This is a genomic window from Chromobacterium sp. Panama (assembly GCF_003052555.1).
In the GTDB taxonomy this organism is placed as follows: domain Bacteria; phylum Pseudomonadota; class Gammaproteobacteria; order Burkholderiales; family Chromobacteriaceae; genus Chromobacterium.
In genome coordinates this window covers 4,916,852-4,943,637 of the sequence record NZ_QARX01000001.1, presented here as the reverse complement: position 1 = coordinate 4,943,637, position 26,786 = coordinate 4,916,852, and the positions used below count along the sequence as shown (strand labels likewise).

25 protein-coding genes are annotated in these 26,786 nt (G+C 65.5%); 13 read left to right on the top strand and 12 right to left on the bottom strand.

The features are described 5' to 3' along the window. Nucleotides 1–25: 25 nt before the first annotated feature. The 3 genes from DB032_RS22265 to gcvA all read right to left on the bottom strand — a co-directional run bounded on the left by DB032_RS22265 (nucleotide 26) and on the right by gcvA (nucleotide 3,226). Nucleotides 26–448, bottom strand: a complete 423-nt coding sequence (locus tag DB032_RS22265; protein WP_107801381.1) for a MarR family winged helix-turn-helix transcriptional regulator — start codon at nucleotides 446–448, stop codon at nucleotides 26–28. Further along, entirely contained in the window at nucleotides 441–2,021 is a 1,581-nt protein-coding gene (locus tag DB032_RS22260; protein WP_233246763.1) for an MDR family MFS transporter, read from the bottom strand. Before DB032_RS22260 ends, DB032_RS22265 begins: the two co-directional genes overlap by 8 nt. A gap of 284 nt (nucleotides 2,022–2,305) precedes the next feature. Then, nucleotides 2,306–3,226, bottom strand: a complete 921-nt coding sequence (gcvA, locus tag DB032_RS22255) for a transcriptional regulator GcvA (RefSeq protein ID WP_019102440.1) — start codon at nucleotides 3,224–3,226, stop codon at nucleotides 2,306–2,308. Nucleotides 3,227–3,340: 114 nt separating this feature from the next. On the opposite strand from gcvA, the gene DB032_RS22250 reads away from it, so the two are divergent. Continuing rightward, nucleotides 3,341–3,520 carry a hypothetical protein gene (locus tag DB032_RS22250; RefSeq protein WP_146176769.1) on the top strand — a complete coding sequence of 60 codons (180 nt, stop codon included), beginning with the start codon at nucleotides 3,341–3,343 and terminating at the stop codon, nucleotides 3,518–3,520. A 338-nt stretch (nucleotides 3,521–3,858) separates the two neighbouring features. Here DB032_RS22250 and prfA read toward each other — a convergent pair whose 3' ends face one another. Next, nucleotides 3,859–4,935, bottom strand: coding sequence for a peptide chain release factor 1 (prfA, locus tag DB032_RS22245; protein ID WP_107801379.1), 1,077 nt, complete (start codon nucleotides 4,933–4,935; stop codon nucleotides 3,859–3,861). Continuing rightward, nucleotides 4,935–6,188: a glutamyl-tRNA reductase gene (gene hemA / locus DB032_RS22240; protein ID WP_107801378.1), complete on the bottom strand. Its 1,254-nt coding sequence runs from the start codon at nucleotides 6,186–6,188 to the stop codon at nucleotides 4,935–4,937. The genes prfA and hemA overlap by 1 nt, the downstream gene beginning before the upstream one ends. A gap of 218 nt (nucleotides 6,189–6,406) precedes the next feature. On the opposite strand from hemA, the gene pdxH reads away from it, so the two are divergent. The 3 genes from pdxH to DB032_RS22225 all read left to right on the top strand — a co-directional run bounded on the left by pdxH (nucleotide 6,407) and on the right by DB032_RS22225 (nucleotide 10,469). Further along, entirely contained in the window at nucleotides 6,407–7,048 is a 642-nt protein-coding gene (gene pdxH, locus DB032_RS22235) for a pyridoxamine 5'-phosphate oxidase (RefSeq protein WP_107801377.1), read from the top strand. A gap of 581 nt (nucleotides 7,049–7,629) precedes the next feature. Next, nucleotides 7,630–9,120, top strand: a complete 1,491-nt coding sequence (locus DB032_RS22230; RefSeq protein WP_107801376.1) for a M4 family metallopeptidase — start codon at nucleotides 7,630–7,632, stop codon at nucleotides 9,118–9,120. Nucleotides 9,121–9,215: 95 nt separating this feature from the next. After that, a complete protein-coding gene (locus tag DB032_RS22225) occupies nucleotides 9,216–10,469 on the top strand; it encodes a M28 family metallopeptidase (RefSeq protein WP_107801375.1) in 1,254 nt (417 codons plus the stop codon). A gap of 226 nt (nucleotides 10,470–10,695) precedes the next feature. Here the strand turns inward: DB032_RS22225 and DB032_RS22220 are convergent, their stop codons facing one another. After that, nucleotides 10,696–11,163: a GNAT family N-acetyltransferase gene (locus tag DB032_RS22220; protein WP_107801374.1), complete on the bottom strand. Its 468-nt coding sequence runs from the start codon at nucleotides 11,161–11,163 to the stop codon at nucleotides 10,696–10,698. Between the two features lie 167 nt (nucleotides 11,164–11,330). Here DB032_RS22220 and parC point away from each other — a divergent pair, with 167 nt between their 5' ends. The 5 genes from parC to DB032_RS22195 all read left to right on the top strand — a co-directional run bounded on the left by parC (nucleotide 11,331) and on the right by DB032_RS22195 (nucleotide 18,092). Further along, a complete protein-coding gene (parC, locus tag DB032_RS22215) occupies nucleotides 11,331–13,700 on the top strand; it encodes a DNA topoisomerase IV subunit A (protein WP_107801373.1) in 2,370 nt (789 codons plus the stop codon). Beyond that, the gene (locus tag DB032_RS22210; RefSeq protein ID WP_107801372.1) at nucleotides 13,697–15,250 is read left to right on the top strand and encodes a PAS domain-containing sensor histidine kinase; all 1,554 of its coding nucleotides are present in this window, start codon (nucleotides 13,697–13,699) and stop codon (nucleotides 15,248–15,250) included. Before parC ends, DB032_RS22210 begins: the two co-directional genes overlap by 4 nt. Then, nucleotides 15,243–16,574 (top strand): sigma-54 dependent transcriptional regulator, encoded by a 1,332-nt coding sequence (locus DB032_RS22205; protein WP_107801371.1) that lies wholly within the window; start codon nucleotides 15,243–15,245, stop codon nucleotides 16,572–16,574. The genes DB032_RS22210 and DB032_RS22205 overlap by 8 nt, the downstream gene beginning before the upstream one ends. Before the next feature lie 262 nt (nucleotides 16,575–16,836). Further along, nucleotides 16,837–17,634 carry a transporter substrate-binding domain-containing protein gene (locus tag DB032_RS22200; protein ID WP_233246762.1) on the top strand — a complete coding sequence of 266 codons (798 nt, stop codon included), beginning with the start codon at nucleotides 16,837–16,839 and terminating at the stop codon, nucleotides 17,632–17,634. Nucleotides 17,635–17,876: 242 nt separating this feature from the next. Continuing rightward, nucleotides 17,877–18,092 (top strand): YdcH family protein, encoded by a 216-nt coding sequence (locus DB032_RS22195; RefSeq protein ID WP_107801369.1) that lies wholly within the window; start codon nucleotides 17,877–17,879, stop codon nucleotides 18,090–18,092. 67 nt (nucleotides 18,093–18,159) lie between these two features. On the opposite strand, the gene DB032_RS22190 is transcribed toward DB032_RS22195, so the two are convergent. Both DB032_RS22190 and alr read right to left on the bottom strand, forming a co-directional pair. Continuing rightward, nucleotides 18,160–18,453 carry a hypothetical protein gene (locus DB032_RS22190; protein WP_107802085.1) on the bottom strand — a complete coding sequence of 98 codons (294 nt, stop codon included), beginning with the start codon at nucleotides 18,451–18,453 and terminating at the stop codon, nucleotides 18,160–18,162. A 152-nt stretch (nucleotides 18,454–18,605) separates the two neighbouring features. Then, nucleotides 18,606–19,835, bottom strand: coding sequence for an alanine racemase (gene alr / locus DB032_RS22185; RefSeq protein WP_107801368.1), 1,230 nt, complete (start codon nucleotides 19,833–19,835; stop codon nucleotides 18,606–18,608). 237 nt (nucleotides 19,836–20,072) lie between these two features. Here alr and DB032_RS22180 point away from each other — a divergent pair, with 237 nt between their 5' ends. Continuing rightward, on the top strand, nucleotides 20,073–20,987 hold the full coding sequence (locus DB032_RS22180; RefSeq protein ID WP_146176768.1) for an amino acid ABC transporter substrate-binding protein: 915 nt from the start codon (nucleotides 20,073–20,075) through the stop codon (nucleotides 20,985–20,987). A 6-nt stretch (nucleotides 20,988–20,993) separates the two neighbouring features. Here DB032_RS22180 and DB032_RS22175 read toward each other — a convergent pair whose 3' ends face one another. Both DB032_RS22175 and DB032_RS22170 read right to left on the bottom strand, forming a co-directional pair. Next, complete coding sequence (locus DB032_RS22175; RefSeq protein WP_146176767.1) at nucleotides 20,994–21,464, bottom strand: hypothetical protein; 471 nt, start codon at nucleotides 21,462–21,464, stop codon at nucleotides 20,994–20,996. 326 nt (nucleotides 21,465–21,790) lie between these two features. Beyond that, on the bottom strand, nucleotides 21,791–22,132 hold the full coding sequence (locus DB032_RS22170; RefSeq protein WP_107801365.1) for a hypothetical protein: 342 nt from the start codon (nucleotides 22,130–22,132) through the stop codon (nucleotides 21,791–21,793). Nucleotides 22,133–22,432: 300 nt separating this feature from the next. On the opposite strand from DB032_RS22170, the gene ompR reads away from it, so the two are divergent. Together ompR and DB032_RS22160 are read left to right on the top strand one after the other, a co-directional pair. Next, nucleotides 22,433–23,158, top strand: coding sequence for a two-component system response regulator OmpR (gene ompR, locus DB032_RS22165; protein WP_043636475.1), 726 nt, complete (start codon nucleotides 22,433–22,435; stop codon nucleotides 23,156–23,158). A gap of 3 nt (nucleotides 23,159–23,161) precedes the next feature. Beyond that, nucleotides 23,162–24,466: an ATP-binding protein gene (locus tag DB032_RS22160; protein WP_107801364.1), complete on the top strand. Its 1,305-nt coding sequence runs from the start codon at nucleotides 23,162–23,164 to the stop codon at nucleotides 24,464–24,466. A 38-nt stretch (nucleotides 24,467–24,504) separates the two neighbouring features. Here DB032_RS22160 and DB032_RS22155 read toward each other — a convergent pair whose 3' ends face one another. Then, nucleotides 24,505–24,939, bottom strand: coding sequence for a hypothetical protein (locus DB032_RS22155; protein WP_227105935.1), 435 nt, complete (start codon nucleotides 24,937–24,939; stop codon nucleotides 24,505–24,507). An 82-nt stretch (nucleotides 24,940–25,021) separates the two neighbouring features. Between DB032_RS22155 and DB032_RS22150 the strand changes: the two genes are divergently transcribed. Continuing rightward, nucleotides 25,022–25,876, top strand: coding sequence for a LysR family transcriptional regulator (locus DB032_RS22150; RefSeq protein WP_107801362.1), 855 nt, complete (start codon nucleotides 25,022–25,024; stop codon nucleotides 25,874–25,876). Here DB032_RS22150 and DB032_RS24845 read toward each other — a convergent pair. Then, nucleotides 25,873–26,733, bottom strand: coding sequence for a methylated-DNA--[protein]-cysteine S-methyltransferase (locus DB032_RS24845; RefSeq protein ID WP_107801361.1), 861 nt, complete (start codon nucleotides 26,731–26,733; stop codon nucleotides 25,873–25,875). The two genes, DB032_RS22150 and DB032_RS24845, sit on opposite strands and share 4 nt — an antisense overlap. Between the last annotated feature and the right edge of the window lie 53 nt (nucleotides 26,734–26,786).

Here is a 26,786-nt window from a genome sequence, read left to right as displayed (position 1 = left end):
GCGCCGCCGGCCGGCGGCGCCGGCTCTAATCCTGGCCGCGGAAGCGCTGCTCCAGCCGGTGCATCACCTCCAGCGCGGTTTCCATCTGCTCGGCGGGAATATCCGCCAGCGCATGCCGGAAAAACGCCTCGCGCTTGGGCTGCACCTCCTCTATCAGCGCCTGTCCGGCCGGCGCCAGCGTCACCAGGGTCTGGCGGTTGTCGGCCGGATCGGTGATGCGCCGCACCAGAGCCTCCTCCTCCATGCCCTTCAACTGCCGCGTCAACGCGCCCGGATCCATCATCAGCCGGGTGGCCAGCTGTTTCTGCGTCGCCTGCTCCAGATCGGTCAGCGCGGCGAGAATGCGCCAGCGCGGCAAGGGATAGCCCACCTGCTGTTCAAACGCCGCGTACATGGCGCGGCCGGTGCGGCCGATTTGCTGCAGCAGATTGGGAGCGCGTTCAGTCATGGATTACCGCCGTCTTGGTTTTAACATCGCGCAATTCTACATGCGGGACTCGCCGCACAAGCAATAAGCCAAGCACCGCCAGCGCCGCCACCAGCCACTGGCTGAGGTGAATGGCGTCCACCAGCGCCAGCCGCGAGGCGTCCAGCAAGGCGCCGCCGTTGATCCGGGCCGCCGTCGTCAGTTGTTCGAAACGGGCGGCCGTGTCCGGGCTGAGCAGGATTTGCGGATCACGCAGCCAGGCCTGCCACTGCGGCGCGGCCGGCAGGGCGTCGACGCCGGCGACGTAGCGGTGGGTGACGAAGACGCCCACCAGCGCGGTGCCCAACATGCCGCCTATCATCCGCGTGGACTGAATCATGGCGGTGGCCACGCCCAGTTGCTCTCGCGGCGCGCTCTGCTGCACGAAGATGGTCAGATTGGGCAGCAACAGGCCCAGGCCCAAGCCGCCCACCGCCATCAGCGCGGCCACCAGCCAGTGCGCGGTGCCGGCGTCCACCCAGGCCAGCGCGCCGGCGGTGAAGGCGAACAGCAGCAAGCCCAGGCCCAGCAGCAAGGTGGGGCGGCGCAACCGGGTGACGATGCGGCCGTTCAGGATGCTGCCCAGGGTGATGCATACCACCAGCGGCGTCACCAGCAGGCCGGCCTGGTTGGGCGACAGGCCGAAGCCGCCCTGGAACATCAGCGGCGCGTAGTACATCACCGCGAACATGCCGCCGCCCAGCAACAGCGACAAGCCGAACAAGGGCGCCAGGCTGCGGTGGCTCAGCATGTCCAAGGGCAGCAGCGGGTTGGGGCAGCGCCGCTCCCACCACAGCAGGCCGGCCAGCGCGGCCAGGCCGCTCAGGCCCAGACCGGCCATCAGCCACAGCGGCTTGTGCAGCGGCAGCCATTCCACCAGCAATTGCATCGAACCCAGCAGCGCGGCGATCAGCAGTCCGCCCTGCCAGTCCAGCTTGGACGCGGCGCCGGCGCGGCGCATCGCCGGCAGATAGCGCCAGACGAACCACAGGCTGGCCAGACCCACCGGCAGATTGACGAAGAAGACCCAGCGCCAGCCCAGGTATTCGGTGAGAAAGCCGCCCAGGGTCGGGCCCACCGCGTTGGCCAGGCCGAAGGCCGCGGTCAGCATCACTTGCCAGCGCAGACGCTGCGCGGTTTCCGGAAACATGTCCGGCACGCAGGCGAAGGTGGTGGCCACCAGCATGCCGCCGCCCACGCCTTGCAGCGCGCGCGCCAGCACCAGTTCCAGCATGTCCTGGGCCAGGCCGCACAGCATGGAGGCGACGGTGAACAGGATGATGGCGGTCAGCACGAAGGGCTTGCGGCCGTGATCGTCGCCCAGCTTGCCGAAGATGGGCACGGTGATGACCGAGGTGAGCAGGTAGGCGGTGCCCACCCAGGCGTACAGGTCGAAACCGTGCAGCTCCGCCACCACGGTGGGCATGGCGGTGCCGACCACGGTCTGGTCCAGCGCCACCATCAGCAGCACGAAGCACAGGCCGAGCATGGCCAGCACTTTCTGGCGGAAATCCAGCGCGCCGGCCGCTCCAGCGGTTGCGGCTAAGGTGTTCATTTTTGTTGATCCATCAATAATTGACTAGTCAACTATTTTGCGCCGAGAAAGGCCAGGAATCCAGTGGCGGACACAAAGATTTACAAAGCAGGGGCTCTTAGAGCCTGTTTAAGGCGCGCGAGCAAGAGCGGGGCAAGGCGAAAACGATTGAAGAAGCGGAATGTACAGCGGGTACCTGTGCATTCTGAAAGCGTTCTTAACGCCCTTATCTAAACTATCCGGCCAAAGCGCCGCAAACTTTGAACGGGTTCTTAGGCGGCGGCGCGTCCGCGCCGCCGCGGGCTTCAGTAACCGCGCCGGGCCAGCCAGCTGCTGGCCTCGCTCTTGGCCAGAATGGCCACCAGCCAGTCCCGGAACACTTTGACCTTGGGCAGTTCCGCCAGCTCGTGCGGATAAACCAGGTAGTAGCTCCACTCGGTCTCCAGCACGGTGTCGAAAGGCATCACCAGCCGGCCGGAATCCAGGTCCTGGGTCACCATGGACACCTGGGCCAGGGTCACGCCCATACCGGCGACGGCAGCGTGCAGCGCGTATTCGGAGGCGTCGAAGGTGACGCCGCTTTCCGGATTCACGCCGTTGACGCCGGCCAGTTTCAGCCAGCGCTTCCAGGTGTCCTGATCGCGCCAGGGGTGCAGCAGGGTGTGATGGCGCAAATCGTCCGGGGTGTTCAGCGGGTGCTTGCCGTTGAGCAGGGCCGGGGAGCAGACCGGGATCAGTTTTTCGCGGCAGATGCATTCGGTGCGCAGATCCGGCGCCACTTCGGCGCGCGCCATGCCCACCACCGCCAGATCGTACTCCGCGCGGTTGAACGGCTTGTCGTGAATCAGCTGGGTCACCAGGTGCAGCGTGTATTCCGGATAGCGGGTCTGGAAGTCCGGCAGATTGGGCAGCACCCAGCGCATCGCCGGGGTGGGCGGCATGCGCACGCGCAGATCGCTCTGCCGCAGCCGCAGCGCTTCGCTGGCCTCGTTCAGCAATTGGAAAGCCTCGCGCGCCGGCTTGATCAGCGCCTCGCCCTCGGCGGTCAGCGACAGGCCGCGCGCCTGCCGGGTGAACAGGGTGGCGCCGTAGTATTCCTCCAGCGTTTGCACGTGGCGGCTGACCGCCCCTTGGGTCAGGCTGAGCGCGGCGGCGGCGCGGGTGAAGGACAAATGCTCGGCGGCGACGACAAATACGCGTAATGCATTCAGCGGTGGCAGCTTCATCTTACATGCCTTTTTATCATGGTTATCATGAAATTAACTGCTTTGTCATGCCAGGCGCAACATCGTATGCTAGGCATGCCGGGCACGGCTGGGCTTGGAACGGCGGACCGCGGCATGCAAGCCGCCGCCATGCGTCAATGGCATGAAGACCGCCGCTCCGCGTTGATCGAACCGTCCCTGCCGCGCTCCCCGATTTCCAGCGTGGCGCCCGCAGCCAAAACCAAGCCCGGCCTTGGCTTTCCCGGAAACGGAACCGTCATTCCCGAGCCTAAGGCTTTATCCGTACTGAAATAGTAACGGATTATAAATATTACAGGATGACATCCGCTTGCAACGGAGAATTTTCCACCGCTTATCGCGTGTCGCCGAAACTGCGGCGGCGTCGCCAGATTAACTGCCAATCCACGTTGGGCATTGCCGGGTTCAGACAGGGCCCGGCTTTTTTTTGCCCGCGCTCCGGCGAGCGGACAAGAAAAAAGGCCACGCGAGTGGCCCAAAGTTCGGAGAATAAGCCCAGGCGGCGCGAACGTCGCTTGGGCGCGGGCGGCGAACCGCCCGTTCTTGAGTTTGCGAGTGTAGCGCGTTGCGCCGACAGCGGCAACGCAATAATCCTGGCTAGTACCGCCCGGCTTTCACTCGCCCAATTCCGCCAGCAGTTCCGCCTGCTGCTCGGCGATCAAGGCGCCGGTCAGTTCGCTCAGATCGCCGTCCATCACGTAATCCAGCTTGTACAGCGTCAGATTGATCCTGTGGTCGGTGATGCGGCCCTGCGGGAAGTTATAGGTGCGGATACGCTCGGAACGGTCGCCGGAGCCGATCAGGCTCTTGCGCTCGGCCGCTTCCTTCTGCTGCTGTTCTCGGCGCTGGATGTCCATGATGCGCGCCGCCAGCACTTGCATGGCGCTGGCCTTGTTGGCGTGCTGGGAACGGCCGTCCTGACACTCCGCCACAATCCCCGTCGGAATATGGGTGATGCGCACCGCGGAATCCGTCTTGTTGATGTGCTGGCCGCCGGCGCCGCTGGCCCTGAAGGTGTCGATGCGCAGATCAGACGGGTTCAGCACCACGTCGGCCAGTTCGTCGGCCTCGGCCATCACCGCCACGGTGCAGGCCGAGGTGTGGATGCGGCCCTGGGTCTCGGTCACCGGCACCCGCTGCACGCGGTGGCCGCCGGATTCGAACTTGAGCCGGGAATAGGCGCCGAAGCCGATCAGGCGCACGATGACCTCTTTATAACCGCCCAGGTCGGATTCGCTGGCGGAGACGATCTCCGCCTGCCAGCGATTGCGTTCGGCGTAGCGGGTATACATGCGCAGGAGGTCGCCGGCGAACAGCGCGGCCTCGTCGCCGCCGGTGCCGGCGCGGATTTCCAGGAAGATGTTTTTCTCGTCGTTGGGGTCCTTGGGCAGCAGCAGCTTCTGCAACTCCAGCTCCAAGACCGCCAGCTTATCCTTGCCCTCGGCGATTTCCGCCTGGGCGAACTCCTTCATTTCCGGGTCCGACAACATGTCTTCCGCCGCGGCGATGTCGCTTTCGCACTGGCGATAGCCTTGGTAGGTTTCCACCACCGGGCTGAGTTCGGCGTGCTCGCGGGTGAGCTTGCGGAACGCATCCATATTTTGAGTGGCCGCCTCGCTGGCCAGGAGGTGGGTCACCTCTTCCAGACGATCGGCCAGTTGCGCCAGTTTGGCCGCAATTGACGCTTTCATTACGACTCCGGGTGTAAACGATAAAGACGCGCCACGGCTTCCACCTGCGCGTCGTGCTCCGCGCCGCGCCCGGACGACAAGGCCCGGGTGGGGGGATGCATCAATTTATTGGTCAGTTGCACCGACAGGGTTTCCAACACCCGCTCCGGCGCTTCGCCGCGCGCCAGCTGCTTGAGCGCGGCGTCCAGCGCGGCGCGGCGCAGCCGGTCCGCGTCGTCGCGCAGCGCGCGGATCAAGGGCACGGTTTCGCGCTTCTTCAGCCAGTCGCTGAACTCGCAAACCCGGGCCTGGATGATGGTTTCGGCTTCCGCGGCCGCGCTCTGACGCGCTTCCTTGCCCACTTCCACCACGCTGGCGATGTCGTCCACGCTGTACAGGAACACATCGGCCAGCTTGCCCACTTCCACTTCGATGTCGCGCGGCACCGCCAGGTCCAGCATGAAGATGGGGCGGTGACGGCGCGCCTTGATCGCGCGCTCCACCATGCCCTTGCCTATGATGGGCAGCTGGCTGGCGGTGGAGGTGACCAACACATCGTAGCGCGGCAGGATGTCCGGCAGCTCGGCGAGGGTGACGGCGTTGCCGCCGAACTGCTCCGCCAGCCGCTGGCCGCGCTCCAGCGTGCGGTTGGCCACGGTGATACAGGAGGGATTGCGCGCGGCGAAGTGAGTGGCCACCAGCTCTATCATTTCCCCGGCGCCGACAAACAGAATGTTCAGTTCGCCAATGGTGGGGAAGATCTGCTCGGCCAGCTTGACCGCCGCCGCCGACATCGACACCGAACTGGCGCCCACCGCGGTGTTGGAACGCACTTCCTTGGCCACGGCGAAGGTGCGCTGGAACAGGCCGTTGAGCAGGGTGCCCATGGTGCCGGCGTGTTCGGCGCTGCGCACCGCGTCCTTCAGCTGGCCCAGGATCTGGGTTTCGCCCAGCACCATGGAGTCCAGGCCGGAGGCGACGCGAAAAGCGTGGCGCGCGGCGTTGGCCTCGTCCAGCTGATACAGATAGGGCTGCATTTCCGCCAGCGCCAGGCCGTGATATTGCGCCAGCCAGCTGAGCGCCGCCTGCGGATCGCCGCCGGTGCAATAGATTTCGGTGCGATTACAGGTGGAGACGATGGCCGCCTCGCGCGCCGCATGCGAGCTGACCAGGCTGTCCAGCGCCTTGGGCAACACCTCCGCAGGAAAAGCCAGCTTTTCCCGGATGGAGAGCGGTGCGGTATGGTGGTTCAAACCAAGGGCGAACAGATGCATGGGCGGATAAGCCGCGGAAAGAAATGGGGTATTTTAGCCTAACTTGAACCGCAAGTCCTGCGCCGCGGCGGCAAGCCGCGCCGGCCTGTCGCCGGCGCCTTATACGACATAGCAGAATCCGGCGCCGCGCGCGTCCCAAATAACGCGTTCTTCTTGCGCAAACCCCTATATGGGCCAAGCGAAGCTGGCATAAGATAAGCCCCATCAAGGAGGACGAAATGTCGCTGAACCTCGCAGACATCCGCAAGGATTTTTCCAAGAAAGAATTGTCGCCGGAGGAGTGCCTGCCGGACCCGCTGGCCCAACTGGAGAGCTGGCTGGACCAGGCCATCGCCGCGCAGATGCCGGAACCCACGGCGATGAACCTGGCCACGGCCGGCGCGGACGGACGCCCCACATCGCGCATCGTGTTGCTCAAGGGCGTGGAAGACGGCCAGCTGCTGTTCTACACCAATTATCTGAGCCGCAAGGGCCGGCAATTGAGCGACAACCCCTATGTGGCGCTGACCTTCTTCTGGCCGGAGCTGGAACGGCAGATCCGCATCGAGGGCCGCGCCGCCCAGGTGGCGCCGGAAATATCCGACGCCTATTTCGCCAGCCGGCCCTACACCAGCCGCGTAGGCGCCTGGGCCAGCGAGCAGAGCAGCGAGATCGGCTCCAAGGGCGTGCTGGTGTCGCGCGCGGCGATGTTCGGGGTCAAACACCCGCTGAACGTGCCGCGGCCGCCGCATTGGGGCGGCTACGCGGTGACGCCGGACCGGCTGGAATTCTGGCAGGGCCGACCCAGCCGGCTGCATGACCGGGTGCAGTACGCCTTGCGGGAAGACGGCGGCTGGAAGATCGCGCGGCTGGCGCCGTGAACCGGTCTCCGGTGAGGACAACTCATTGAAATAATGAGTTTTACGCATATTCAAAAAACTGCAACCATCTCAAATTAGACAGTTTGTCCGCTTTTATAGCGATTTGGATGTTGCCGCATCACAACAAGCCGCATCGGGATGATGCGGCTTTTCATTTTCTTGATGTTTCCCTCTCTTCTCCTTGTCTACCAAGGATTCGACGCCCCGCTTTGATTTCGGTCATGCCCGCCGCCGGCCATGCCCAGGCAACTGGCACTTAGAACAGATGCATATCAAGTCGGAAAAACCAATACATAATTTATGCATTTGGCAAGTGGTCGTCAGAACAAACCAAGCCAACGTCCTCTGGTTTCAGCAATTCCTTTCCCATGCTCAGAGCGACGTCCCATGTCGGGAATGCATAAGGGACGCGGCGAAAACCTCCCCACCCGATGGCGGCAGCCATCTTGAGGGAACGGTTTCCAAGCGTCCGAAAGGGCAGGCGCAAGCCTGTCTGGCGCCGGCGGCCTTTATGCAAGACCCGCCGGCTTGACGCGGGGCATTACCGTGTCCTGCTGATCTACATTGGAGAAAAAGTCGTGATGAAAACCCAAACTGCGATGGTTCGCGTACTGGTGCTGTCCGCTCTCGCCCTGGCTTACGGTTCCGCCCACGCCGCCGAGCGCGTCAACCTGGAAGCGCTGGCCAAATCCAGCAAACTCGTCGACGGCGCCAGCGTGTTCAGCGCCGCCGGCATCAACCAGGGCGAACTGAAAGCGCAGCGCAGCGCCCAGTTCCCCAACGGCAAAGTCGTCACCCGCTACCAGCAGTTCTATCAGGGCGTGCCGGTGTGGGGCGAGGCCGTAGTGGAGGAAAAACAGTTCGCCAAAGGCTCGTCCACCGCCGCGGCCAGCAAGCTGTCCGGCTACTATGTGCGCGGCATCGGCTCCGACCTGGCTTCGGTCAAGCCGGCGCTCAGCGCCTCCCAGGTGCTGGCCAGCGCCAAGGCGCTGAAGGCCAACGGCTACGAAACCCGCAATGAGAAGACGGAACTGGTGGTCCGTCTGGACAACAACACCGCCCAGCTGGTTTACCTGGTGTCCTTCCTGGTGGAAGGCGGCAAGGAGCCCAGCCGCCCGCACCTCATCATCGACGCCAACAGCGGCCAGGTGCTGAAGCAGTGGGAAGGCCTGAACCACGCCGAAGCCAACGGCCCCGGCGGCAACGCCAAGACCGGCAAATACCTGTACGGCACCAACTACGGCCCGCTGATCGTCACCAGCGATTGCAAGATGGACAGCGGCAACGTGGCCACCATCAACCTGAACGGCGGCACCAGCGGCACCACCCCGTACAAGTTCGCTTGCCCCACCAACACCTACAAGCAGATCAACGGCGCCTACTCGCCGCTGAACGACGCCCACTACTTCGGCAACGTGGTGTTCAATCTGTACAAGGACTGGTTCAACCTGCGTCCGATCAACCAGAAACTGCTGATGAAGGTGCATTACAGCCGCAACTATGAAAACGCGTTCTGGGACGGCAGCGCGATGACCTTCGGCGACGGCGCCACCCGCTTCTATCCGCTGGTGTCGCTGGACGTGTCCGCTCACGAAGTCAGCCACGGCTTCACCGAGCAAAACTCCGGCCTGGTCTACAGCGGCCAGTCCGGCGGCATCAACGAAGCGTTCTCCGACATGGCCGGCGAAGCCGCCGAGTACTACATGAAGGGCAAGAACGACTTCCTGGTGGGCGCGGAAATCTTCAAGCAGACCGGCGCGCTGCGCTACTTCGCCGATCCGACCAAGGACGGCCGCTCCATCGGCCACGCCAAGGACTACACCAGCGGCCTGGACGTGCACTACTCCAGCGGCGTGTACAACAAGGCCTTCTACCTGATCGCCACCAGCGCCGGCTGGAACACCCGCAAGGCCTTTGAAGTGTTCGTGGACGCCAACCGCCTGTACTGGACCTCCAACGCCACTTACAACAGCGCCGCTTGCGGCGTTGAAAAAGCGGCCGAAGCGCGCGGCTACAGCAAGGCCGACGTGACCAAGGCCTTCACCGCCGTGGGCGTGGCTTGCGGCAGCTGATGACCGCCTGACGGCGCGGCCATGACGGCCCGCGCCGTTTCTCCCATCCGCTGGCCATGGCCCGTCCATGGCCGGCATCGCTCAGGAATTCCGGAATGCTCACTCTCAAACCGAGTCTCGTCGCGCTCTTGGCCGCCACCAGCCTGGCCGGCGCCGCCCAGGCCGCCCCGGTGTGGATTTCCATCGGCGACGACGCCTACCAGCTATTGCAACAGGTCAGCCCGAAAAGCCGCAGTCAGGAAAGCCGCCAGCTGGCGGTGAGCGCGCTGCCGGCCGGCGTGTCCGCCAAAGGCGTGGCCACCGAGAAAGTCCACCTGGTGCAAGTGGACGACAGCGTGCTACCGCAATTGTCGGACGCCATCCACCACAGCCTGCGCCATTGCGGCGGCTTCATCGTGCACAAGGATCTGCAGGACGCGCGCACCGCGCTGAAAGCCCCGGTGGCCAGCGCGCTGCTGCCCAGCTACCAGATCAACGACCAGGCCGCCGTCAACAAGCTGTTGCCGCAGCTGCAGGACAGCAACATCCTCGGCACCATCCAGTCCCTGTCCAACTACCAGAACCGCTTCTACACTACCAGCCACGGCGTCAACGCCTCCAACTGGATCGCCAGCCAATGGCGGCAGCTGGCCGCCGGCCGCGGCGACGTGAGCGTGGAGCAGTTCGCCCACAGCGCCTGGCCGCAGAAATCGGTGATCCTCACCATCAAGGGCAAGGACAACGCCGCCGAAACCCTGGTGCTGGGCGGGCATCTGGACTCCACCGTGGGCAACGGCACCGGCGAAACCAGCCGCGCGCCGGGCGCCGACGACGACGCCTCCGGCATCGCCAGCCTGACCGAGGTGATTCGCGTGCTGATGGCCAACAACTACCAGCCGCGCCGCACCATCAAGTTCATGGCCTACGCGGCGGAAGAAGTGGGCCTGCGCGGCTCCTCCGACATCGCCAACCGCTATAAGCAGCAGAAGGTCAACGTGGTGGGCGCCTTGCAGCTGGACATGACCAACTACCAGGGCAGCGCGGAGGACATCTTCCTGTTCACCGACTACACCAACGCGTCGCAGAACACCTTCCTCGCCAACCTGGCCAAGGTCTATCTGCCCAATCTGAAAGTGGGCTACAGCTCGTGCGGCTACGCGTGCTCGGACCACGCCTCCTGGCACAAGAACGGCTACCCGGCGTCCTTCCCGTTCGAGTCCGCCTTCAACCAGTCCAACCCCAATATCCACACCGTGCGCGACACCCTCGCCAGCGCCGGCAACCAGGCTCGCCACGCGCTGAAGTTCTCGCAACTGGCGCTGGCCTACGCGGTGGAATTGGGCAGCGACGGCCCGGCGGTCAAGCGCTGAGCCCAACGCCCCGTCCAATGCGCCCACCCTCTTGCGGGGTGGGTTTTTCATTGTGGGCCATGCCGCGAGCGCTCAGAACGTGTTTACGATCTCGCGAGCTAAGGCGAGACAAGGCGAAAACGGTTGAAGAAGCGGAATGCACAGGGGGTACATGAGCATTCTGAAAGCGTTTTCAACGCCCTTGTCTAACTATTCCGCCGACGCGCAGCAGATCGTAAACAGGTTCTCAGACGCCGGCCTCTCGCCGCATGTCCACATGCGGAATGCCGCCGTCGTCGTAAATCTCGGACACCGCGCAGAAGCCGAAACTTTCGTACAAGGCCTGCGCGTCGGTCTGCGCCGACAACATGACGGCCGCCTGCGGGAAATGCGCGCGGCACTGCGCCACCGCCTGCGCCAGCAAGGCCTTGCCCAGGCCCTGGCCGCGCGCCTCCGGCGCCACCACCACCCGGCCTATCGCCGCCGCATCCGGGTATTTCTCCCCCGGCGCGATCAGGCGCGCGTAAGCCAGCAGCCGGCCGCCGTCGTCGTGGCCGGACAGGTGCAGACAGTGCAGATCCACGCCGTCCACGTCGCCGTAAATCGACTGCTGCTCCACCACGAACACCCGGTCGCGCAACTGCAAGGCCCCATACAGCGCCAGCGGCGTAAAACCATCGAAACGGTGGCAGTGCCACGCAACTCGGTTTGCCATAGTAGAATTCCCCTGAACTGATTCATTATCATCGGCCGGCTTAGCGGCGCGCTCGGGCCAAGCTTACGACAAGGCGTGTTTGCCAGCTATAACCGTGAGGACAGGCTTTGCCGTGGCGCAAACGCCGGCCGATGAACGCTAACCGATTCAACTCCTGCCTTGCCCATATGAACGATACCGATCTGTTTGCCGAGATTACGCCGGACGGCGCCGCCGCCCTGACCCCGCCGCCGCCCACTCCGCCCGCGGCAGACGCCGACGACGGCGAGTGGATTCCGCTGGACCTTTACGCCGAGCGCGCCTACCTGGAATACGCGATGAGCGTGGTCAAGGGCCGCGCGCTGCCGGAAGTGGCCGACGGCCAGAAACCCGTGCAGCGCCGCATCCTGTACGCGATGCGCGACATGGGCCTGGCCCACGGCGCCAAGCCGGTGAAATCCGCGCGCGTGGTCGGCGAGATCCTGGGTAAATACCATCCTCACGGCGACAGCTCCGCCTACGAGGCGCTGGTGCGCATGGCGCAGGACTTTACGCTGCGCTACCCCTTGATCGACGGCCAGGGCAACTTCGGCAGCCGCGACGGCGACGGCGCGGCGGCGATGCGTTACACCGAGGCGCGGCTGACGCCGATCGCCGATCTGCTGCTGTCGGAAATCGACATGGGCACCGTGGACTTCGTGCCCAATTACGACGGCGCCTTCGAAGAGCCGCGCTTGCTGCCGGCGCGCCTGCCCATGGTGCTGCTCAACGGCGCCTCCGGCATCGCCGTGGGGCTCGCCACCGAAATCCCGCCGCACAATCTGACCGAAGTGGCCCAAGCCTGCGTCGCGCTGCTGGACGATCCGGAACTGGACACCGCGGCGCTGATGCAATACGTGCCCGGCCCGGACTTCCCCGGCGGCGGCCAGATCATCACCCCGGCCGAAGACATCCTCGCCGCCTATGAGAGCGGCCGCGGCAGCGTGCGCGTGCGCGCCAAATGGGAAGTGGAAAAACTGGCGCGCGGCCAGTGGCGCGTGATCGTGTCCGAACTGCCGCCCGGCTCCAGCGCGCAGAAAGTGCTGGCGGAGATCGAAGAAGCCACCAACCCCAAGGTCAAGACCGGCAAGAAGGCGCTGACCCAGGACCAGCAAAACCTGAAGAGCCTGATGTTGTCGCTGCTGGACCGCGTGCGCGACGAATCCGACAGCGAGTGCCCGGTGCGCCTGGTGTTCGAACCCAAATCCAGCCGCCAGGACCCGGACGAATTCATCAACACCTTGCTGGCGCAGACCAGCCTGGAAGGCAACGCCTCGATGAACCTGGTGATGATAGGCCTGGACGGTCGGCCGGGTCAGAAAGGCCTCAAGCCCATCCTCAGCGAATGGCTGGACTTCCGCCGCACCACCGTCACCCGCCGCCTGCAGCACCGGCTGGCCCAGGTGGAAAAGCGCATCCACATCCTGGAAGGGCGGATGATCGCCTTCATCCACATCGATGAAGTGATACGCGTGATCCGCGAATCCGACGAGCCCAAACCGGACCTGATCAAGGCCTTCGGCCTGACCGAGATCCAGGCCGAGGACATCCTGGAAATCCGCCTGCGCCAACTGGCGCGGCTGGAAGGCTTCAAGCTGGAGAAAGAGCTGTCCGACCTGCGCGAGGAGCGCGAAGGCCTGCGCCATGTGCTGGACACCCCGGACGCGCTGCGCACCATGATGCGCGAGGAAATCCAGGCCGACGCCGCCAAATACGGCGACAAGCGCCGCAGCGAGATCAAGACCGCCGAGCGCGCGGTGCTGACCCAGACCATAGCCGACGAGCCGGTCACCATCATCCTGTCGCAAAAGGGCTGGATCCGCGCCCGCGTCGGCCACAACGTCGACCTCGCCGCGCTGGCCTTCAAGGACGGCGACGCGCTGCACACCGTGGTGGAAACCCGCACCGTGTGGTCGGTGATCGTGCTGGACTCCAAGGGCCGCGCCTACACCGTGGATCCGGCCGACGTGCCCACCGGCCGCGGCGACGGCGTGCCGGTGGCCTCGCTGGTGGACCTGCAGGACGGCGCCAAGCCGGCGCAGATGCTGTCCGGCAAGGACGAGACCCGCTTCGTCGTCGCCGGTTCCGGCGGTTACGGCTTCATCGCCAAGCTGGGCGACATGGCCGGCCGGGTCAAGGCCGGCAAAGCCTTCCTGACGCTGAACCCGGAAGAAACCGTGCTGACCCCGGCGCCGCTGCCAGCCGCCGGCATAGTCGAAGCCACCCAGTTGGTGGCCGCCGCCGACAACGGCCGGCTGCTGGCCTTCCCGGCCGCCGAGCTCAAGGAGCTGGCCAAGGGCCGCGGCCTGATGCTGATGGCGCTGGACAACGGCGAAGCCCTCACCGCCGTCGGCCTCGTCAACGGCGACAAGGCGCTGCTGTCCACGCTGTCGGTGCGCGGCAAGGCCTCCGATGAAAAACTGGCGCTGGCGGAGTTCGCCGGCAAGCGCGGCAAGAAGGGCAAGCTGATGCCCAAGAAATGGAGCGTCGGCGCCATCAGCGAGCTGCCGACGACATGAACCGGGACCGCCCGCCCACGCCGTTGACCCCGCGCAGCGGGCTGGTCTTCATCAACAGCTTCCGGGCGGCGCTGCTGCTGGTGCTGCTGGCGATGTCGCTGTTCGCCAACCGCGAAGGCGAATCGCTGGTGGCCGGCGGCAAGGCCTTCTATCTGTGGAGCGGCGTCTACGCCGCGCTGATCGGCGCCTGGTTCCTGCTGCGCAACGGCCGGCTGGCCCACACCCTGCAACTGACCCTGGCCATCGCCGCCGACATCGCGATGATCGTGCTGCTGATGGGCATCAACGACGGCGTGCGCAGCGGCTACGGCATCCTGCTCCTGCCCTATCTGGCGGTGGCCGGCCTGCTGTCCTCCGGCCGCTACGCGCTGTTCTACGCCTCCATCGCCACCCTGATCCTGCTGTCCTTCGTCGGCGTCGAGCAATACCTGGGCATAGGCCGCGGTTCCGACTTCTACTACTCCGCGCTGCTGGCCACCGCCGGCTTCATCACCTCCATCGTCACCTGGAAGCTGGGCCGGGTGGCGCGCGACTCCGAGGCCTTGGCCACCCGCCGCGGCGGCGAAATCGCCAACCTCAACCGCCTGAACGAACTGGTGCTGCAAAGCCAGCGCGACGCGGTGGTGGTGCTGGACCCGTCCGGCCTGCTGCGCCAGTTCAACAACCAGGCGGCGCGCTACTTCGGCGCCATGCGCCGCGGCCACGTCGTCCCGGAACTGCTGCCGCTGGTGGAGCGCTGGCGGCACAACGGCTGCCCGCCCAATCCCAGCTTCATAGACCGCAATATCCGCGGCCGCCAATTGGTGGGCCGCATGGTGCCGGTGCTGATGGGCGACGACCACGCGCTCTTGCTGTTCATGCGTGATATGGCCGACATGGCGGAAGAGGGCAAACGCGTGAAGCTGGCGGCGCTGGGACGGCTCACCGCCAATATCGCCCATGAAATCCGCAACCCGCTGTCGGCGATCAACCACGCGGCGGATCTGCTGGCCGAAGACGAAACCGATCCCGCGCGCCAGCGGCTGATCCGCATCGTGCAAGGCAATAGCAAGCGCATCAACCACATGGTGCAGGAAGTGCTGGCCTTGAACCGCCGCGACCGGATCAAGCCCGAGCCCATCCGGCTGCAGCCTTTTCTGGACGAACTGCTGGACCACTTCGGCGTGGTGGAGGCCGCCGCCGCCGGCGCGATCTGCTGCGTCTACCAGGCGCAGGCCGCCGCGGTCCAGTTCGACCGCGGCCATTTCGGCCAGATTCTCAATAATCTGCTGGCCAACGCCTGGCGCTACTCCAGCAAACAGCCGGGCGCGGTGCGCATCGAAGTGGGCGAAGTGGAAAACCACCTGACCATCAAGGTCATGGACGATGGGCCGGGCATGAGCGAAGATGCCCAGGCCCGCTTGTTCGAACCCTTTTTCACCACGGAAAGCGCCGGCACCGGACTGGGCCTGTACATTGCGCGCGAGCTGGCGGAAGCCAACGACGCGCGGCTGGACTACTGCCCGCCCGGCGGCGTGTTCCGTCTGATCTGTCACAAGGCTTATGGCTAAATCCTCCCTGCGCGTGCTGGTGATCGACGACGAACCGGACATCCGCGAACTGCTGGAACTGACCCTGATCAAGATGGGGCTGGACGTGGCCACCGCCGCCAGCGTCGGCGCCGCCAAACTCAGCCTGAACAGCCAGCCCTTCGACCTGGCGCTGACCGATATGCGCCTGCCGGACGGCGAGGGCATCGAGGTGGTGCGCCATATCGCCGCGCAGGGGCTGGACGTGCCCATCGCGGTGATCACCGCCTACGGCAACACCGACAACGCGGTGCTGGCGATGAAGGCGGGCGCCTTCGACTACCTGCAAAAACCGGTCAGCCTGGCGCAATTGCGCAGCCTGGTGAAATCCGTGCTGCGCGTGGACAACGGCAAGCCCGGCGCCGCGGTGCGGCTGGACGGCGAATCCCCGGCGATCCAGGAAGCCTTGCGCCTGGTCGGCAAGCTGGCGCGCAGCCAGGCCGCGGTCTACCTCAGCGGCGAGTCCGGCACCGGCAAGGAACAGGCGGCGCGGATGATACACGAGCACAGCGCGCGCGCCGAACGGCCGTTCATTCCGGTCAACTGCGGCGCCATCCCGGAAACGCTGATGGAAAGCGAATTCTTCGGCTACCGCAAAGGCGCGTTCACCGGCGCCGACAACGACCGCGACGGCTTCTTTCAGCAAGCCAACGGCGGCACGCTGTTTCTGGACGAAGTGGCCGATCTGCCGCTGGCGATGCAGGTCAAGCTGCTGCGCGCGATTCAGGAAAAGAAAGTGCGCCGCCTCGGCAACGCCCAGGAAGAAGCGGTGGACGTGCGCATCATCTGCGCCACCCACAAAGACCTGGCGGCGCGGGTGGACGCCGGCAGCTTCCGCCAAGACCTGTATTACCGGCTGAACGTGCTGCCGCTGCGCATGCCGCCGCTGCGCGAACTGCGCGAGGATCTGCCGCGCTACATCGCCGGCCTGCTGGAACGCTTTTCCCCCGATGAAAAACCGCGGCTGGCGCCGGCGGCGCTCAAGGCCTTGCTGGAATACAATTACCCGGGCAATTTCCGCGAACTGGAAAACATCCTGGAGCGCGCGGTGGCGCTGGCCAACGACGCCCGCATCGAATTGCCGGACCTGCAACTGCTGCCTGGCGATCACGGCGGCCACGGCGACGGCGAAGCGCCGACATGCGCCGACGGCGAGGCGCTGCAGGACTTTCTGGACCGGGTGGAGCGCGAGGCCATTCTCAAGGCGCTGGAAAGCACCCGCTTCAACCGCACCCAGGCCGCCAAGCAGCTGGGCGTGACCTTCCGCTCCATGCGTTATCGGATGGAAAGGCTGGGCATCAAATAAGAAGAGTTTTCAACACGGCATCGCCGAAGCGCAGCAGGCTCTGCGCTAAGCACGCTGTGGATAAGCACGGCATTGCGCCAAATCCTGTGGATAAGCCATATTCTCGCTTTTTGCCGGCCCCTTGCCGGAAAGCCGGGAAGCCCGGCCGCGCAATCGCTACAATGCGGCAGCCGCGGCCCGCGTCCGCGCATCAGACAAGACCGGACCCGGACCAGCGGCTATAAATAATCTATTCGGCGGCCCCGCCCAAGCGCGCGCGCCATTGCAAGACATCGATATCCGCTACCGCCCCATGGCTTTCTCGCCGCTCCACCTCGCCCGCCGCGCCTTGCCGGCCTTGCTGTTCGGCGCGCTCAGCGCCCCGATAGCCGCGCTGCCGTCGATCCGGGTGGCGCTGGGCGAAACCAAGCAGCCCTATATCGACGCAGAGCGCGCCAAAGGCGTGGAATACGATATCGTCCACCAGGCCCTGATCCAGGCCGGCTATCAGCCCCAGATCCGCTTCGGCCCCAATCTGCGCGCGCACAACTGGCTGGCCAACGGCCAGGTGGATGCCGCCATCGCCAATAGCGGCGGCCATGTTTCCGAGCCCTACATCGTCTACCAGAACATGGCGATCACGCTGTGCAAACGCCGCATCCGCCTGCGCCGGCTGGACGACCTGGCCCGCTTCCGGGTGGCCGCCTTCCAGGGCGCCCACCTCTACCTGGGCCCCGACTTCGCCGCGCTGGCGCCGCAGATTACGTCCTACCGGGAAGAATCGCCGCAGGTCACTCTCAACCGCCTGCTGTACAGCGAGCGCGCCGACGTGGCGATTTCCGACGTCAACATCTTCCAGCAGTTGAGCCACGAGCTGCGCCGGGAAATCGACGTCGGCGCCAAGCTCTGCCCGTACGCGCTGTTCACCCCCACCCATTACCGGCTGACCTTCCGCGACGTCCGCGACCGCGACCGCTTCAACCAGGGCCTGCGCCGCTTCGCCGCCGCCGGCGGCTACGAGAAACTGGCCGAACGCTATCAGCTGCCCACCCAGCGCGGACGCCCCTGGTTCAAGCCCTGAGAACCCGTTCAAAATCTGCCGCGCTTCGGCGATACGGCGTTGAACAGACTCTGAGCGCACCTTGCCGCGCCCGGCTGGCCTAAGGGTGGGTGTCTGCTCTGGATCAATAACCTTCGCCGCCGCGCGGTGTTAGCATGGTTTGGCAATATCTGATCGCTGACGGCCGCTGTCTTTGCCCTTAGGCTTCGCCCGGGTCCGCGTCGTCAGCCGCTCCATGTATCCACCCGCCCAAGGAGTCGCCCATGTTTCCCGAATACCGCGAACTGATCAGCAAGCTGAAAACCGAAGACGAGCACTTCACCCGCCTGTTCAACAAACACAACGACCTGGACCAGAAGATCAAGAATATGGAAGCGCGCATCGAGCCTTCCGTCGACTTCGAAATCGAAACCCTGAAAAAGGAAAAGCTGCGGCTGAAGGATGAGTTGTACATCATCCTGAGAAAGGCCGCCGGCTAGATCCGGCGTCTGCGCGCAAGAACAAAGCCCGCCGACAGGCGGGCTTTTGCATGATGCGCGCCGGGCTTCAGACCGTGGGCGCGTCCTTCTCCAGCTCCGCCAGAATCGCGCCAGGCTCCTGGGTCACTTCCAGAACCTTGCGGATGCGGTTGAACGCCACGCAGGCGTCGGCCGGATACTTGCCGAACGGCGTCAGCCCGCCATGGCTCCAGCCCGCCGCGGCCAGCACGTCCTTGCGGAACTGCGAGCCATCGGCGCTGCCGCCGGCGATCTGCTGCAAGGCCCGGTCGATCAGAATATGCGGAAACGGGTTGCGGGACAGCGTGGTGAAATGCTCTGGGCGAACTTCGTCGAACTGCATGGCGCACTCCTGATGCGTGAACATGATTCATCTAAGTCCAAACCAGGGCAATTCGCCAGCAGACTGTGAAGACTCACACGCCGCCGCCGCGAACGGCGGCGGCGCGGCCAGGCTCAGCGCCTATTCAAAACGCGCGCGGCCTTGAACCGGCGCTAGCGGTTCACCAGCAATTTGGGGTTGGAATTGCCCCACACCGTGTACAGGTCGGCCAGCAAGGCGCCGTTGATGTCCTCCAGCTCGGCGGCGCCGATTTCGCCCTTGCCCTGCTTGCCGAACAACACCACCTCGTCGCCGATCTTGGCACCCGGAATCTCGGTCACGTCCACCATCAGCGTATTCATCGACACCTTGCCCACCACCGGCGCGCGCTGGCCGTTGATCAGCACATGCGCCTTATTGGTGAAGGCGCGGCGATAGCCGTCGGAATAGCCGACCGGGATATTGGCCAGCAAGGACTCGCGCTTCAGGGTGTAAGTGCGGTCGTAGCCGACGGTGTTGCCGGCCGGATAGCGGTTCACCGCCGCCACGCGCGATTTGAAGGCCATCACGCGCAGATATTCGGTATGGCTGGGCACGGTGTCGCCGAAGATGGCGCCGCCCGGACGCACCATGTCCAGCCGCGCTTCCGGCACTTCCAGCGTGGCGAAGCTGTTGGCGCAGTGCAGGGTGATCTTGCTGCGGTCCAGACCGCCCGCCTTGATCAGCCAGGCGCTTTCCTGCTTGAAGGCCGCCAGGCCTTTTTCCACGTCGGCCTTATCCTCCACCGGGAAGTGGGTCATGATGCCCACCACTTGCAGATTGGGCAGCTTGAGCATGGCCAGCGCGTCGCGGCGGCCTTGCTTGCTGGCCAGCTCCACGCCGTTGCGGCTGATGCCGGCGGAGTTGATGGCCAGATGGATTTGCAGCGTCTTGCCCTGGCGCTTGGCCAGCGCGGACGCCTGGCGCGCCAGTTCCAGATTGCCCACCAGCTCTTGCATATCGTATTGCAGGCCGTCCGCTATCTCTTCCTGCGTGGCGCTGCGCACGCGCGCCACCACGCCCTTATAGCCGCTGGCGCGGGCCACGCGGGCCTCTTCATTGCTGGCGATGCCCACGCAGGGAATGCCCTGGGCGATGATGGACGGCATCACGTTGGCGATGCCGTGGCCGTAGGCGTCCGCCTTCAAAATGGCGCACACCTTGGTGTCGGCGCCCACCAGGCGCTTGAGCTCGGCCAGATTGTGATCCAGCGCCGCCTTGTCGATTTCCAGCCAGGCGTTGCCGCGCGCCGCTTCCGCGGTGGAGCCGCTGTTGGCCGCGGTCAACGGCGGCGCCGCCATGGTCAGCGCGGGCGCCAGGGCCAGGCCCAGCGACAAGGCCAGCAGTGTTTTCTTGAATTGCATAAATCGTCCCCCGAGTGTGAATGCCGCTTGCCGACAAGGCCGTTCCGGCATCCGGGAGATGATAGGAGGCAGATATATTCATGTCGATATGAATATTCACTGCTAGTCCTGGTTTTGCATAAGCGCTTGACTGCGCGCAAACCCGGCAACGGCGAGCGGCCCTTGCGCGGCGCGGCGCGGCTATCCATCATGAAGGGGCGGCGCGCAGCTTCCGCGCGCCATCTCGAGGTTATTCCGATGCGGCAATCCCTATTCCTTCGCCGGCTGGCCGGCTGCTGGCTGGCCGTCCTCATCGCCTTGGCCGGCGGCATGTCCCCGTCCGTTCAGGCGGCCGGAATGATCTACGTCGGCCACGCGCCGGAAACCCCCGCCGACGAGCGCTACGACTATCACTGGGCGATTCTGCGCGCGGCGCTGGACGCCACCCGCCCGCGTTGGGGAGATTACAGCCTGCGCTTCGCCCCGCGGATGAACGAAGCCCGCCAGCTGCAGGAACTGGGCCACCCGCGCGGCCGGCTCAATGTGGTGATCCGCGAAACCAACCGCGACTACGAACGCCGCTATCTGCCGGTGCGGATTCCGATAGACCGCGGCCTGCTCGGCTATCGCGTGCTGCTGATCCGCGACGCGCGGCAAGCGGATTTCGACGCGGTGACGGGTCTGGCCGACTTGCGCCGTTTCAGCGTCATCCAGGGGGACGGCTGGGGCGACAACGCCATCCTCAAGCAAGCCGGACTAACCGTGGTGACCGACCCCAATTACGAGGGCCTGTTCCGCATGCTGGAACGCGGTCTGGGCGACGCGTTCTCGCGCGGCGTGGCGGAAGTGGAGGAGGAGATCCGCGTTTACCAGCCGCAATACAAGCATATCGCGCTGGAGCGGTCTTTATTGCTGTACTACCCGCTGCCCACCTATTTCTGGTTCGGCCGCGACGCGGAAGGGCAGAAGCTGGCGCAACGCGTGGAACAGGGCATGCGGCTGATGCTGCGCAACGGCGAATACCAGCGGCTGTTCCAGAAATACCACGCCGGGCTGATCCAGCGGCTGGACCTGAAGCACCGGCGGCTAATCCGCATCGACAACCCCTTCCTGCCGCCCAGCACGCCCTTCGCCGACCGCGGCCTGTGGTTCGATCCGACCACGGCTAAATAAACGCGCTCACTCCGCTTGCAAGGCCTGGCGCACGCACAGCCGCTGGGCTATTTCGCGGTCGGCGCATTTGAGTTCGGCCTCGGCGCGGGCGCGGCAGCGCGCGGGGTTGGCCGAACGCGCGCAATCCGGCGGCGGCAGCCGCTCGTTGATGCAGACGCGGCGCGCCTTGCCTTCCAGCCCGTCGCAAGAACTGTGCGCCGCCCGCAAGGCTTCGCAACGCTTGGCGTCGCGCTCGCGCAGGCAGCTCAAGGCCGGCGTGTAAAATTCCAGGCAGGCGTGCCGCCCGTTGACCGGCAAATCATTGCAGGCCATCGTGCCCTGACGGTGCAGCTCGCAGCGCTGCGGCGCGGTGGCGCGGCTGCAATCCCATTGCGCCGCCGCCGCGTCCGCCAGCCAGCACAAGACCAGCCCCCATCCCCAGGCGCGCCGCAACGCGCCGTATCCCCTATTGTTTTTCAAGGCATGCCCCTTGCGCATGACCGCTTATCTCCACGCCCGCCTAAGCACCGCTGTTGACGATCCGCTCAATGTCGAAATGCTGATGCGCCGCGTGTACTGTTCGCTTTCTCAGCCGCAACGCCTTATCGCTCGCGAGAGCGTGAACCGCTTTTATTGGGCGAAAACGACGCTGCGCGCTAACGGCGCGGCGGACGGCCAGCCAGGCTCATGCCGGCGAAATCGTTTTGCTCCGCAAACCGTTCCGGCAATGAGAATTGGAATTGGAATGAAAAGGCTGGCGTACTCTATTCAAAGCTTATCAATAGAAATCCCGCTTCGCCAGCCGGGCTTGACGCGTCGGAGACTCACTCCGAGCCGCGTTTGCGGCGGTCGCGCCAGAAATGAGGCTTGACGCGATCCGGCGGCGGCGGCGCGGCGCCGTCCGGGTTCATCCGCCAGTAGGGCGGCGGCGCGCGATGCATCAGCTCCGGCGGCAAATCGCCGTCCTGCACCGCTTCGCGCAGACGCAAATTGCGCAGGCGGCGCAATTCCTTGCAGTCAGGATCCGGCCGCGCCTGGCAGCGGCGGCTAGGCGCCGGCTCCAGGTCCGGCGGCATGGGGCCGCGCTCCTTCCCTCGCGCCAGGGCCGGCGCGCCGGCGAGCGCTTGCAGCAAGGCAAAGATGAGAAGAATCGGCAACCGCGTCATGAAAGCTGTTTTATCCTGTCGAAGGGGCTGGTAAAGGCCTCTGGATCCCAAGATCCGAGCCGGCGAGGGCGGACAGCATACACCATGCGCCGCCGATGCCAAAGGCATCTCCCCGCGGCCAAACCGCCGGAACGCCTCATTAGGCAGCCTAGACTCGCAGCATGAGGCAGACATGAGCGACAATCGCTGATTTGTTAAGGTGTGTGATCGCGGGAACCGGCTTAACATATCTTCATCAGGCGCGCTGCCGCAGCCCGGGGCCAGCCGCTAAGCTGACACACCGCTCCGAGGAAAAATCGCATGGAACACAATAAGATACTGGTCGTCGACGACGACGCCAAGCTGCGCGAGCTGCTCACCCGCTATCTGAGCCAGCAAGGCTACGCGGTGGAGGCCCTGCCGGACTCCAAGGACCTGGACCGCAAGCTGGCGCGCAATCGTCCGGACCTGATGGTGCTGGACGTGATGATGCCGGGCGAGGACGGGCTGGCCGTAGTACGCCGGCTGCGCGCCCAGGGCGAAACCATTCCGGTGATCATGCTCACCGCGCGCGGCGAGGACATCGACCGCATCCTCGGCCTGGAAATGGGCGCCGACGACTACCTGCCCAAACCGTTCAATCCGCGCGAGCTCACCGCCCGCATCCAGTCGGTGCTGCGCCGTCATCACGCCACGCCGGCGCTGGGCGCGCGCCACGACGCCGACGAGGAAGTGAGCTTCGGCGAATTCGTGCTCAATCTGGGCCAGCGGGAACTGCGCAAGGCCGGCCAGCCGGTGACGCTGACCAGCGCGGAATTCGCGGTGCTGTCGGTGCTGGTCAGCCATCCGCGCCGGCCGCTGACCCGCGAGCAATTGATGGAAATGGCGCTGGGCAAGGGCAACGGCGAATCGCTGGACCGCAGTATAGACGTGCATATCTCCCGGTTGCGCAAGGCGCTGGAAAGCGGGGACAGCCAGCTGCGCTTCATCCAGACGGTATGGGGCTACGGCTATGTATTCGTGCCGGACGGCACGCCGCGGGAGTAAGCGGTGCGCAAGCTGACCGGCTCGCTGTTTTTCCGGCTGGCGGTGCTGGTGGTGCTGGTGGTGCTGACCACCCAGTTCGTCACCCTGTGGATGGCCGCCGGCGAACGCCACAAACTGCTGGACAAGCAGCTGTATTCGCAGACGGTGGACACCCTGGCCTTCCTGGAAGGCACGATGGAGGCGATGACCAACACCGAGCGCGCCGAATTCCTGGCCGGCTACAACCGGCCCGGCCTGCCGCGCCTGCTGCCGATCAACGCCGATCAAGGCGTCAATTTCACCGACTACGTGCCGCGCCTGGGCGAGACCCTGGCGCAGCGGCTGTCGCACGGCCTCAACGAGCCGATAGAAGTGCGCCACGCCCAGATCGACGATCGCAGCGAGCTCTGGGTCAATGTGCACGTGCTGGACCAGGCCTACTGGCTGGTGCTGCCCTTCGGCCGCTACAGCGACCGCCCGATCAACACCATCATGCAGGCGGCGCTACTGGCCTCCATCGTCGCCAGCCTGCTGGCCTTTGTCGTCGCCTGGCGGGTGACGCGGCCGATCAGCCGCGTGGTGCTGGCCAGCCGGGAACTGGCCGCCGGCACCATGCCGGCCGCGGTGCCGGAGGACGGCCCGCGCGAGGTGAAGGTGCTGGCGCATAATTTCAACCTGATGGCGCAAGCGCTGGACAGCGCCGCGCGCGAGCGCCGGCTGATGCTGGCCGGCCTGTCCCACGATCTGCGCACGCCGCTGACCCGGCTCAAGCTCTCGCTGGAACTGCAGCAGGACAGCCCAGATCAGCACGATATGCTGGCCGACATCGACGAGCTGTCGCAGATCGTCCGCCAGTTCATCGACTTCGCCCGCGCCGAGGAAACCACCCGGCTGGAGCCGGTGGCGCTGGCCGACCTCGCCGCCAGCGTGGTGTCGCGCTTCGCCCGCGAGGGCATGGACGTGCGCCTGAAGCGGCTGGCCGAGCCGGAGCTGCAAGGCGACGGGCTGGCGCTGGAGCGCTTATTGTCCAATCTGCTGGAAAACGCGCGCCGCTACGGCGCGCCGCCGGTGGAGGTCTGCGTCGAACAAGACAACGGCTTCGCCGTGCTCAGCGTGCTGGACCACGGCAAGGGCATTCCGGCCGAGCTGCGCGAAACCGCGCTGGCGCCGTTCGAACGGCTGGCCGAACACCGCGGCACCGACGGCGGCAGCGGCCTCGGCCTCGCCATCGTCAGCCGCGTGGTCAAGCAACACCGCGGACGGCTGGAGTTCTGCGATCAGGCGGACGGCTTCAAGCTGGCCGTCCATCTGCCGCTGAACGCCGCTTGAGGACGCGGTCCGAGCGTCGCCCGTCTACCGGGCGGCGCTCAGCGGAAGCGCAGCATCATCCACAGCCCGCCCATGCTCAAGGCCATGCCGCCCAGCTTGCCCAGCGACGGCTGTTCGCGAAACAGCAGATAGCCCAGCGGCAGCAACACCAGCGCGGTCAGCACATTGGAACTGAGCGCCGCGTAGCCGACATGCCAGCCGGCGCGATAGGCCAGCAAAAAGCCCAGTTCGATGCCGACGATGCCCGCCGCCACGCCCAGGCTGCTCCAGTTCAGCGCGGCCAGCCCGCGCTGGCCGCCGCCGGGCAGCCACCACATCCCCAGCACGCACACCAGCATGGCCACGCCGTAACTGACCGCCAATGAAAAGAAAGGATTCGCCGCCTCCGGCACCTGCTTGATCGACAGGTGATAGACGACGGAGCCGGCGACCGCCAGCAATAAAGCCGCGATGAACATGTTTGAACGCCTCATGAGAAATATCCGTCCCTAGGCTAAACTTTCCCGCCGCTTATAGGTAGACTGAAAAATCAGGGCATTGTTATAAGAAAAAATCATGACTGGAGATTTGGACACCGGCTTGCTGCGTGCGCTGATCACGGTGGCGCGCCACGGCAGCATCAACCGCGCGGCGGCGGACTTGGGGCGCACGCAGCCCGCCTTGAGCCTGCAACTGCGCAAACTGGAACAGCACTGCGGCCAGACCCTGTTGCGACGCTCTCCGCGCGGCGTCAGCCTCACCGCGGCGGGGCTGCAATTGCTGCCCTACGCCGAACGCATCGTCAGCCTGACCGAACAGATGCAGCCGACGGCCGCGCCCGCCGCCGCGCGGCGTTGCCGGGTGGGCCTGATCGAGGATGTGATCAGCCGTCATCTGCCGCAGGTGCTGGCCGACTTCGCCGCCACCCAGCCGCAGTGGCAGCTCGAAGTGCGGGTGGCCCTGGAACGGGAACTCAGCCCGGCTTTTCGCCAGGGAGAACTGGATCTGCTGATCGCCAACCCGCGTCAGTGCGGGCTGGAGCGGACGCCGAGCTGGGTGCTGGAATACCCATTGCAATGGTTGGCGCGCGACGGCGTGAAACCGGAAGCGGAGGTCCTGCCCTTGGTGATGTTCTCCGCGCCTTGCAGCTGGCGCGACGCGATGCTGCGCGCCTTGCACCAGCTTGACCAGCCTTATCGCATCGTCTTCGAAAGCACCAGTCAGCTGGCGGTGCAAGCGGCCTTGGAAGCGGGCCTGGGCGTGGGCGCCCTGTTTCCCGACGCCGTCTCCGCGCAGCTGCGGCCCTTGCCGGAACACAGCCTGCCGCCGTTGCCGGCGGTGCCGCTGGCGCTCTACCGCCAGCGCGACGACGACGGGCTGGAATTGCTGTCCCGGCTGTTCTTCCGCGCGCTGGGCCAGTTCGCGGCCTAGGCCGGCTGCAAACCCGCCATCACCGCGCCTTCCCAGCCTATCAACTCCACCTTGCGTTCCGCGCCCCAGCGGTATTCGCCCAAAGCGCCCTCGGCGCGTATCACCCGGTGGCAGGGAATCAGCCAGGCCACCGGATTGGCGCCCACCGCGCTGCCCACCGCCCGCGCGGCGCGCGGCCGCCCCACCGCGGCGGCGATCTGGCCGTAACTGGCGAAGCCGCCGTAGGGAATGGACAGCAGCGCGCGCCAGACCTGGATCTGGAAATTGCTGCCCTGCACCCGCAGCGCCAGCGGCGCCTGGCCTTCGGCGCGCAGCGGCTCGAACATGGCCGCGGCCACCTCAGCGCCGCCGCCGGGAACATGGCTCAACGCGGCCTTGGGCCAGCGCCGGCTCAGCCAGGCCACGGCCTCTTTCTCGTCCGCGACGAATTGCGCCGCACACACCCCACGCGCGGTCCGCGCCACCAGCACCGGGCCGAAACGGCTGGCTTCCACGCTCCATTCGATCGCCAATCCGGCGCCGCCGTTGCGGTATTCGCCCGGGGTCATCGCCTCCAGCGTCACGAACAGATCATGCAAACGCCCGCCGCCGGACAAGCCCAGTTCATGCGATAGCGGCAACAAGGCCTGTCCGCTCAGCCTGGCCTTGGCGGCCTCGCAGGTCAGATGCTGCAAAAAGCGCTTGGGGCTGACGCCGGCCCAGCGGGTGAACAAGCGCTGCAAGCGCGATTCCGACAGGTGCAGCGCGCCGGCCAGCTCGGCCAGCTCCGGCTGGCGCTCGGCGTTGGCCACCAGATAGCGGATGGCGTCGCGAATGCGGCCGTAGTCGCGGTCTTCCTCGAGAATTTCGCCGTGCATGGTCTGCTCTCCATTCGATCACAGCCCCAGCATAAGCAGATCGGGCCGCCGCG

Bases quoted from the DNA above. Each gene is read 5' to 3' on its own strand.
- DB032_RS22265 (WP_107801381.1), bottom strand. From the start codon at position 448: ATGACTGAACGCGCTCCCAATCTGCTGCAGCAAATCGGCCGCACCGGC.
- gcvA (WP_019102440.1), bottom strand. From the start codon at position 3,226: ATGAAGCTGCCACCGCTGAATGCATTACGCGTATTTGTCGTCGCCGCC.
- prfA (WP_107801379.1), bottom strand. From the start codon at position 4,935: ATGAAAGCGTCAATTGCGGCCAAACTGGCGCAACTGGCCGATCGTCTG.
- DB032_RS22180 (WP_146176768.1), top strand. From the start codon at position 20,073: ATGCGGCAATCCCTATTCCTTCGCCGGCTGGCCGGCTGCTGGCTGGCC.
- hemA (WP_107801378.1), bottom strand. From the start codon at position 6,188: ATGCATCTGTTCGCCCTTGGTTTGAACCACCATACCGCACCGCTCTCC.
- DB032_RS22250 (WP_146176769.1), top strand. From the start codon at position 3,341: ATGCAAGCCGCCGCCATGCGTCAATGGCATGAAGACCGCCGCTCCGCG.
- DB032_RS22175 (WP_146176767.1), bottom strand. From the start codon at position 21,464: ATGCGCAAGGGGCATGCCTTGAAAAACAATAGGGGATACGGCGCGTTG.
- DB032_RS24845 (WP_107801361.1), bottom strand. From the start codon at position 26,733: ATGCACGGCGAAATTCTCGAGGAAGACCGCGACTACGGCCGCATTCGC.
- DB032_RS22205 (WP_107801371.1), top strand. From the start codon at position 15,243: ATGGCTAAATCCTCCCTGCGCGTGCTGGTGATCGACGACGAACCGGAC.
- DB032_RS22260 (WP_233246763.1), bottom strand. From the start codon at position 2,021: ATGAACACCTTAGCCGCAACCGCTGGAGCGGCCGGCGCGCTGGATTTC.
- DB032_RS22155 (WP_227105935.1), bottom strand. From the start codon at position 24,939: ATGAGGCGTTCAAACATGTTCATCGCGGCTTTATTGCTGGCGGTCGCC.
- DB032_RS22220 (WP_107801374.1), bottom strand. From the start codon at position 11,163: ATGGCAAACCGAGTTGCGTGGCACTGCCACCGTTTCGATGGTTTTACG.
- ompR (WP_043636475.1), top strand. From the start codon at position 22,433: ATGGAACACAATAAGATACTGGTCGTCGACGACGACGCCAAGCTGCGC.
- DB032_RS22190 (WP_107802085.1), bottom strand. From the start codon at position 18,453: ATGCAGTTCGACGAAGTTCGCCCAGAGCATTTCACCACGCTGTCCCGC.
- DB032_RS22230 (WP_107801376.1), top strand. From the start codon at position 7,630: ATGAAAACCCAAACTGCGATGGTTCGCGTACTGGTGCTGTCCGCTCTC.
- DB032_RS22195 (WP_107801369.1), top strand. From the start codon at position 17,877: ATGTTTCCCGAATACCGCGAACTGATCAGCAAGCTGAAAACCGAAGAC.
- alr (WP_107801368.1), bottom strand. From the start codon at position 19,835: ATGCAATTCAAGAAAACACTGCTGGCCTTGTCGCTGGGCCTGGCCCTG.
- parC (WP_107801373.1), top strand. From the start codon at position 11,331: ATGAACGATACCGATCTGTTTGCCGAGATTACGCCGGACGGCGCCGCC.
- DB032_RS22210 (WP_107801372.1), top strand. From the start codon at position 13,697: ATGAACCGGGACCGCCCGCCCACGCCGTTGACCCCGCGCAGCGGGCTG.
- DB032_RS22150 (WP_107801362.1), top strand. From the start codon at position 25,022: ATGACTGGAGATTTGGACACCGGCTTGCTGCGTGCGCTGATCACGGTG.
- DB032_RS22170 (WP_107801365.1), bottom strand. From the start codon at position 22,132: ATGACGCGGTTGCCGATTCTTCTCATCTTTGCCTTGCTGCAAGCGCTC.
- pdxH (WP_107801377.1), top strand. From the start codon at position 6,407: ATGTCGCTGAACCTCGCAGACATCCGCAAGGATTTTTCCAAGAAAGAA.
- DB032_RS22225 (WP_107801375.1), top strand. From the start codon at position 9,216: ATGCTCACTCTCAAACCGAGTCTCGTCGCGCTCTTGGCCGCCACCAGC.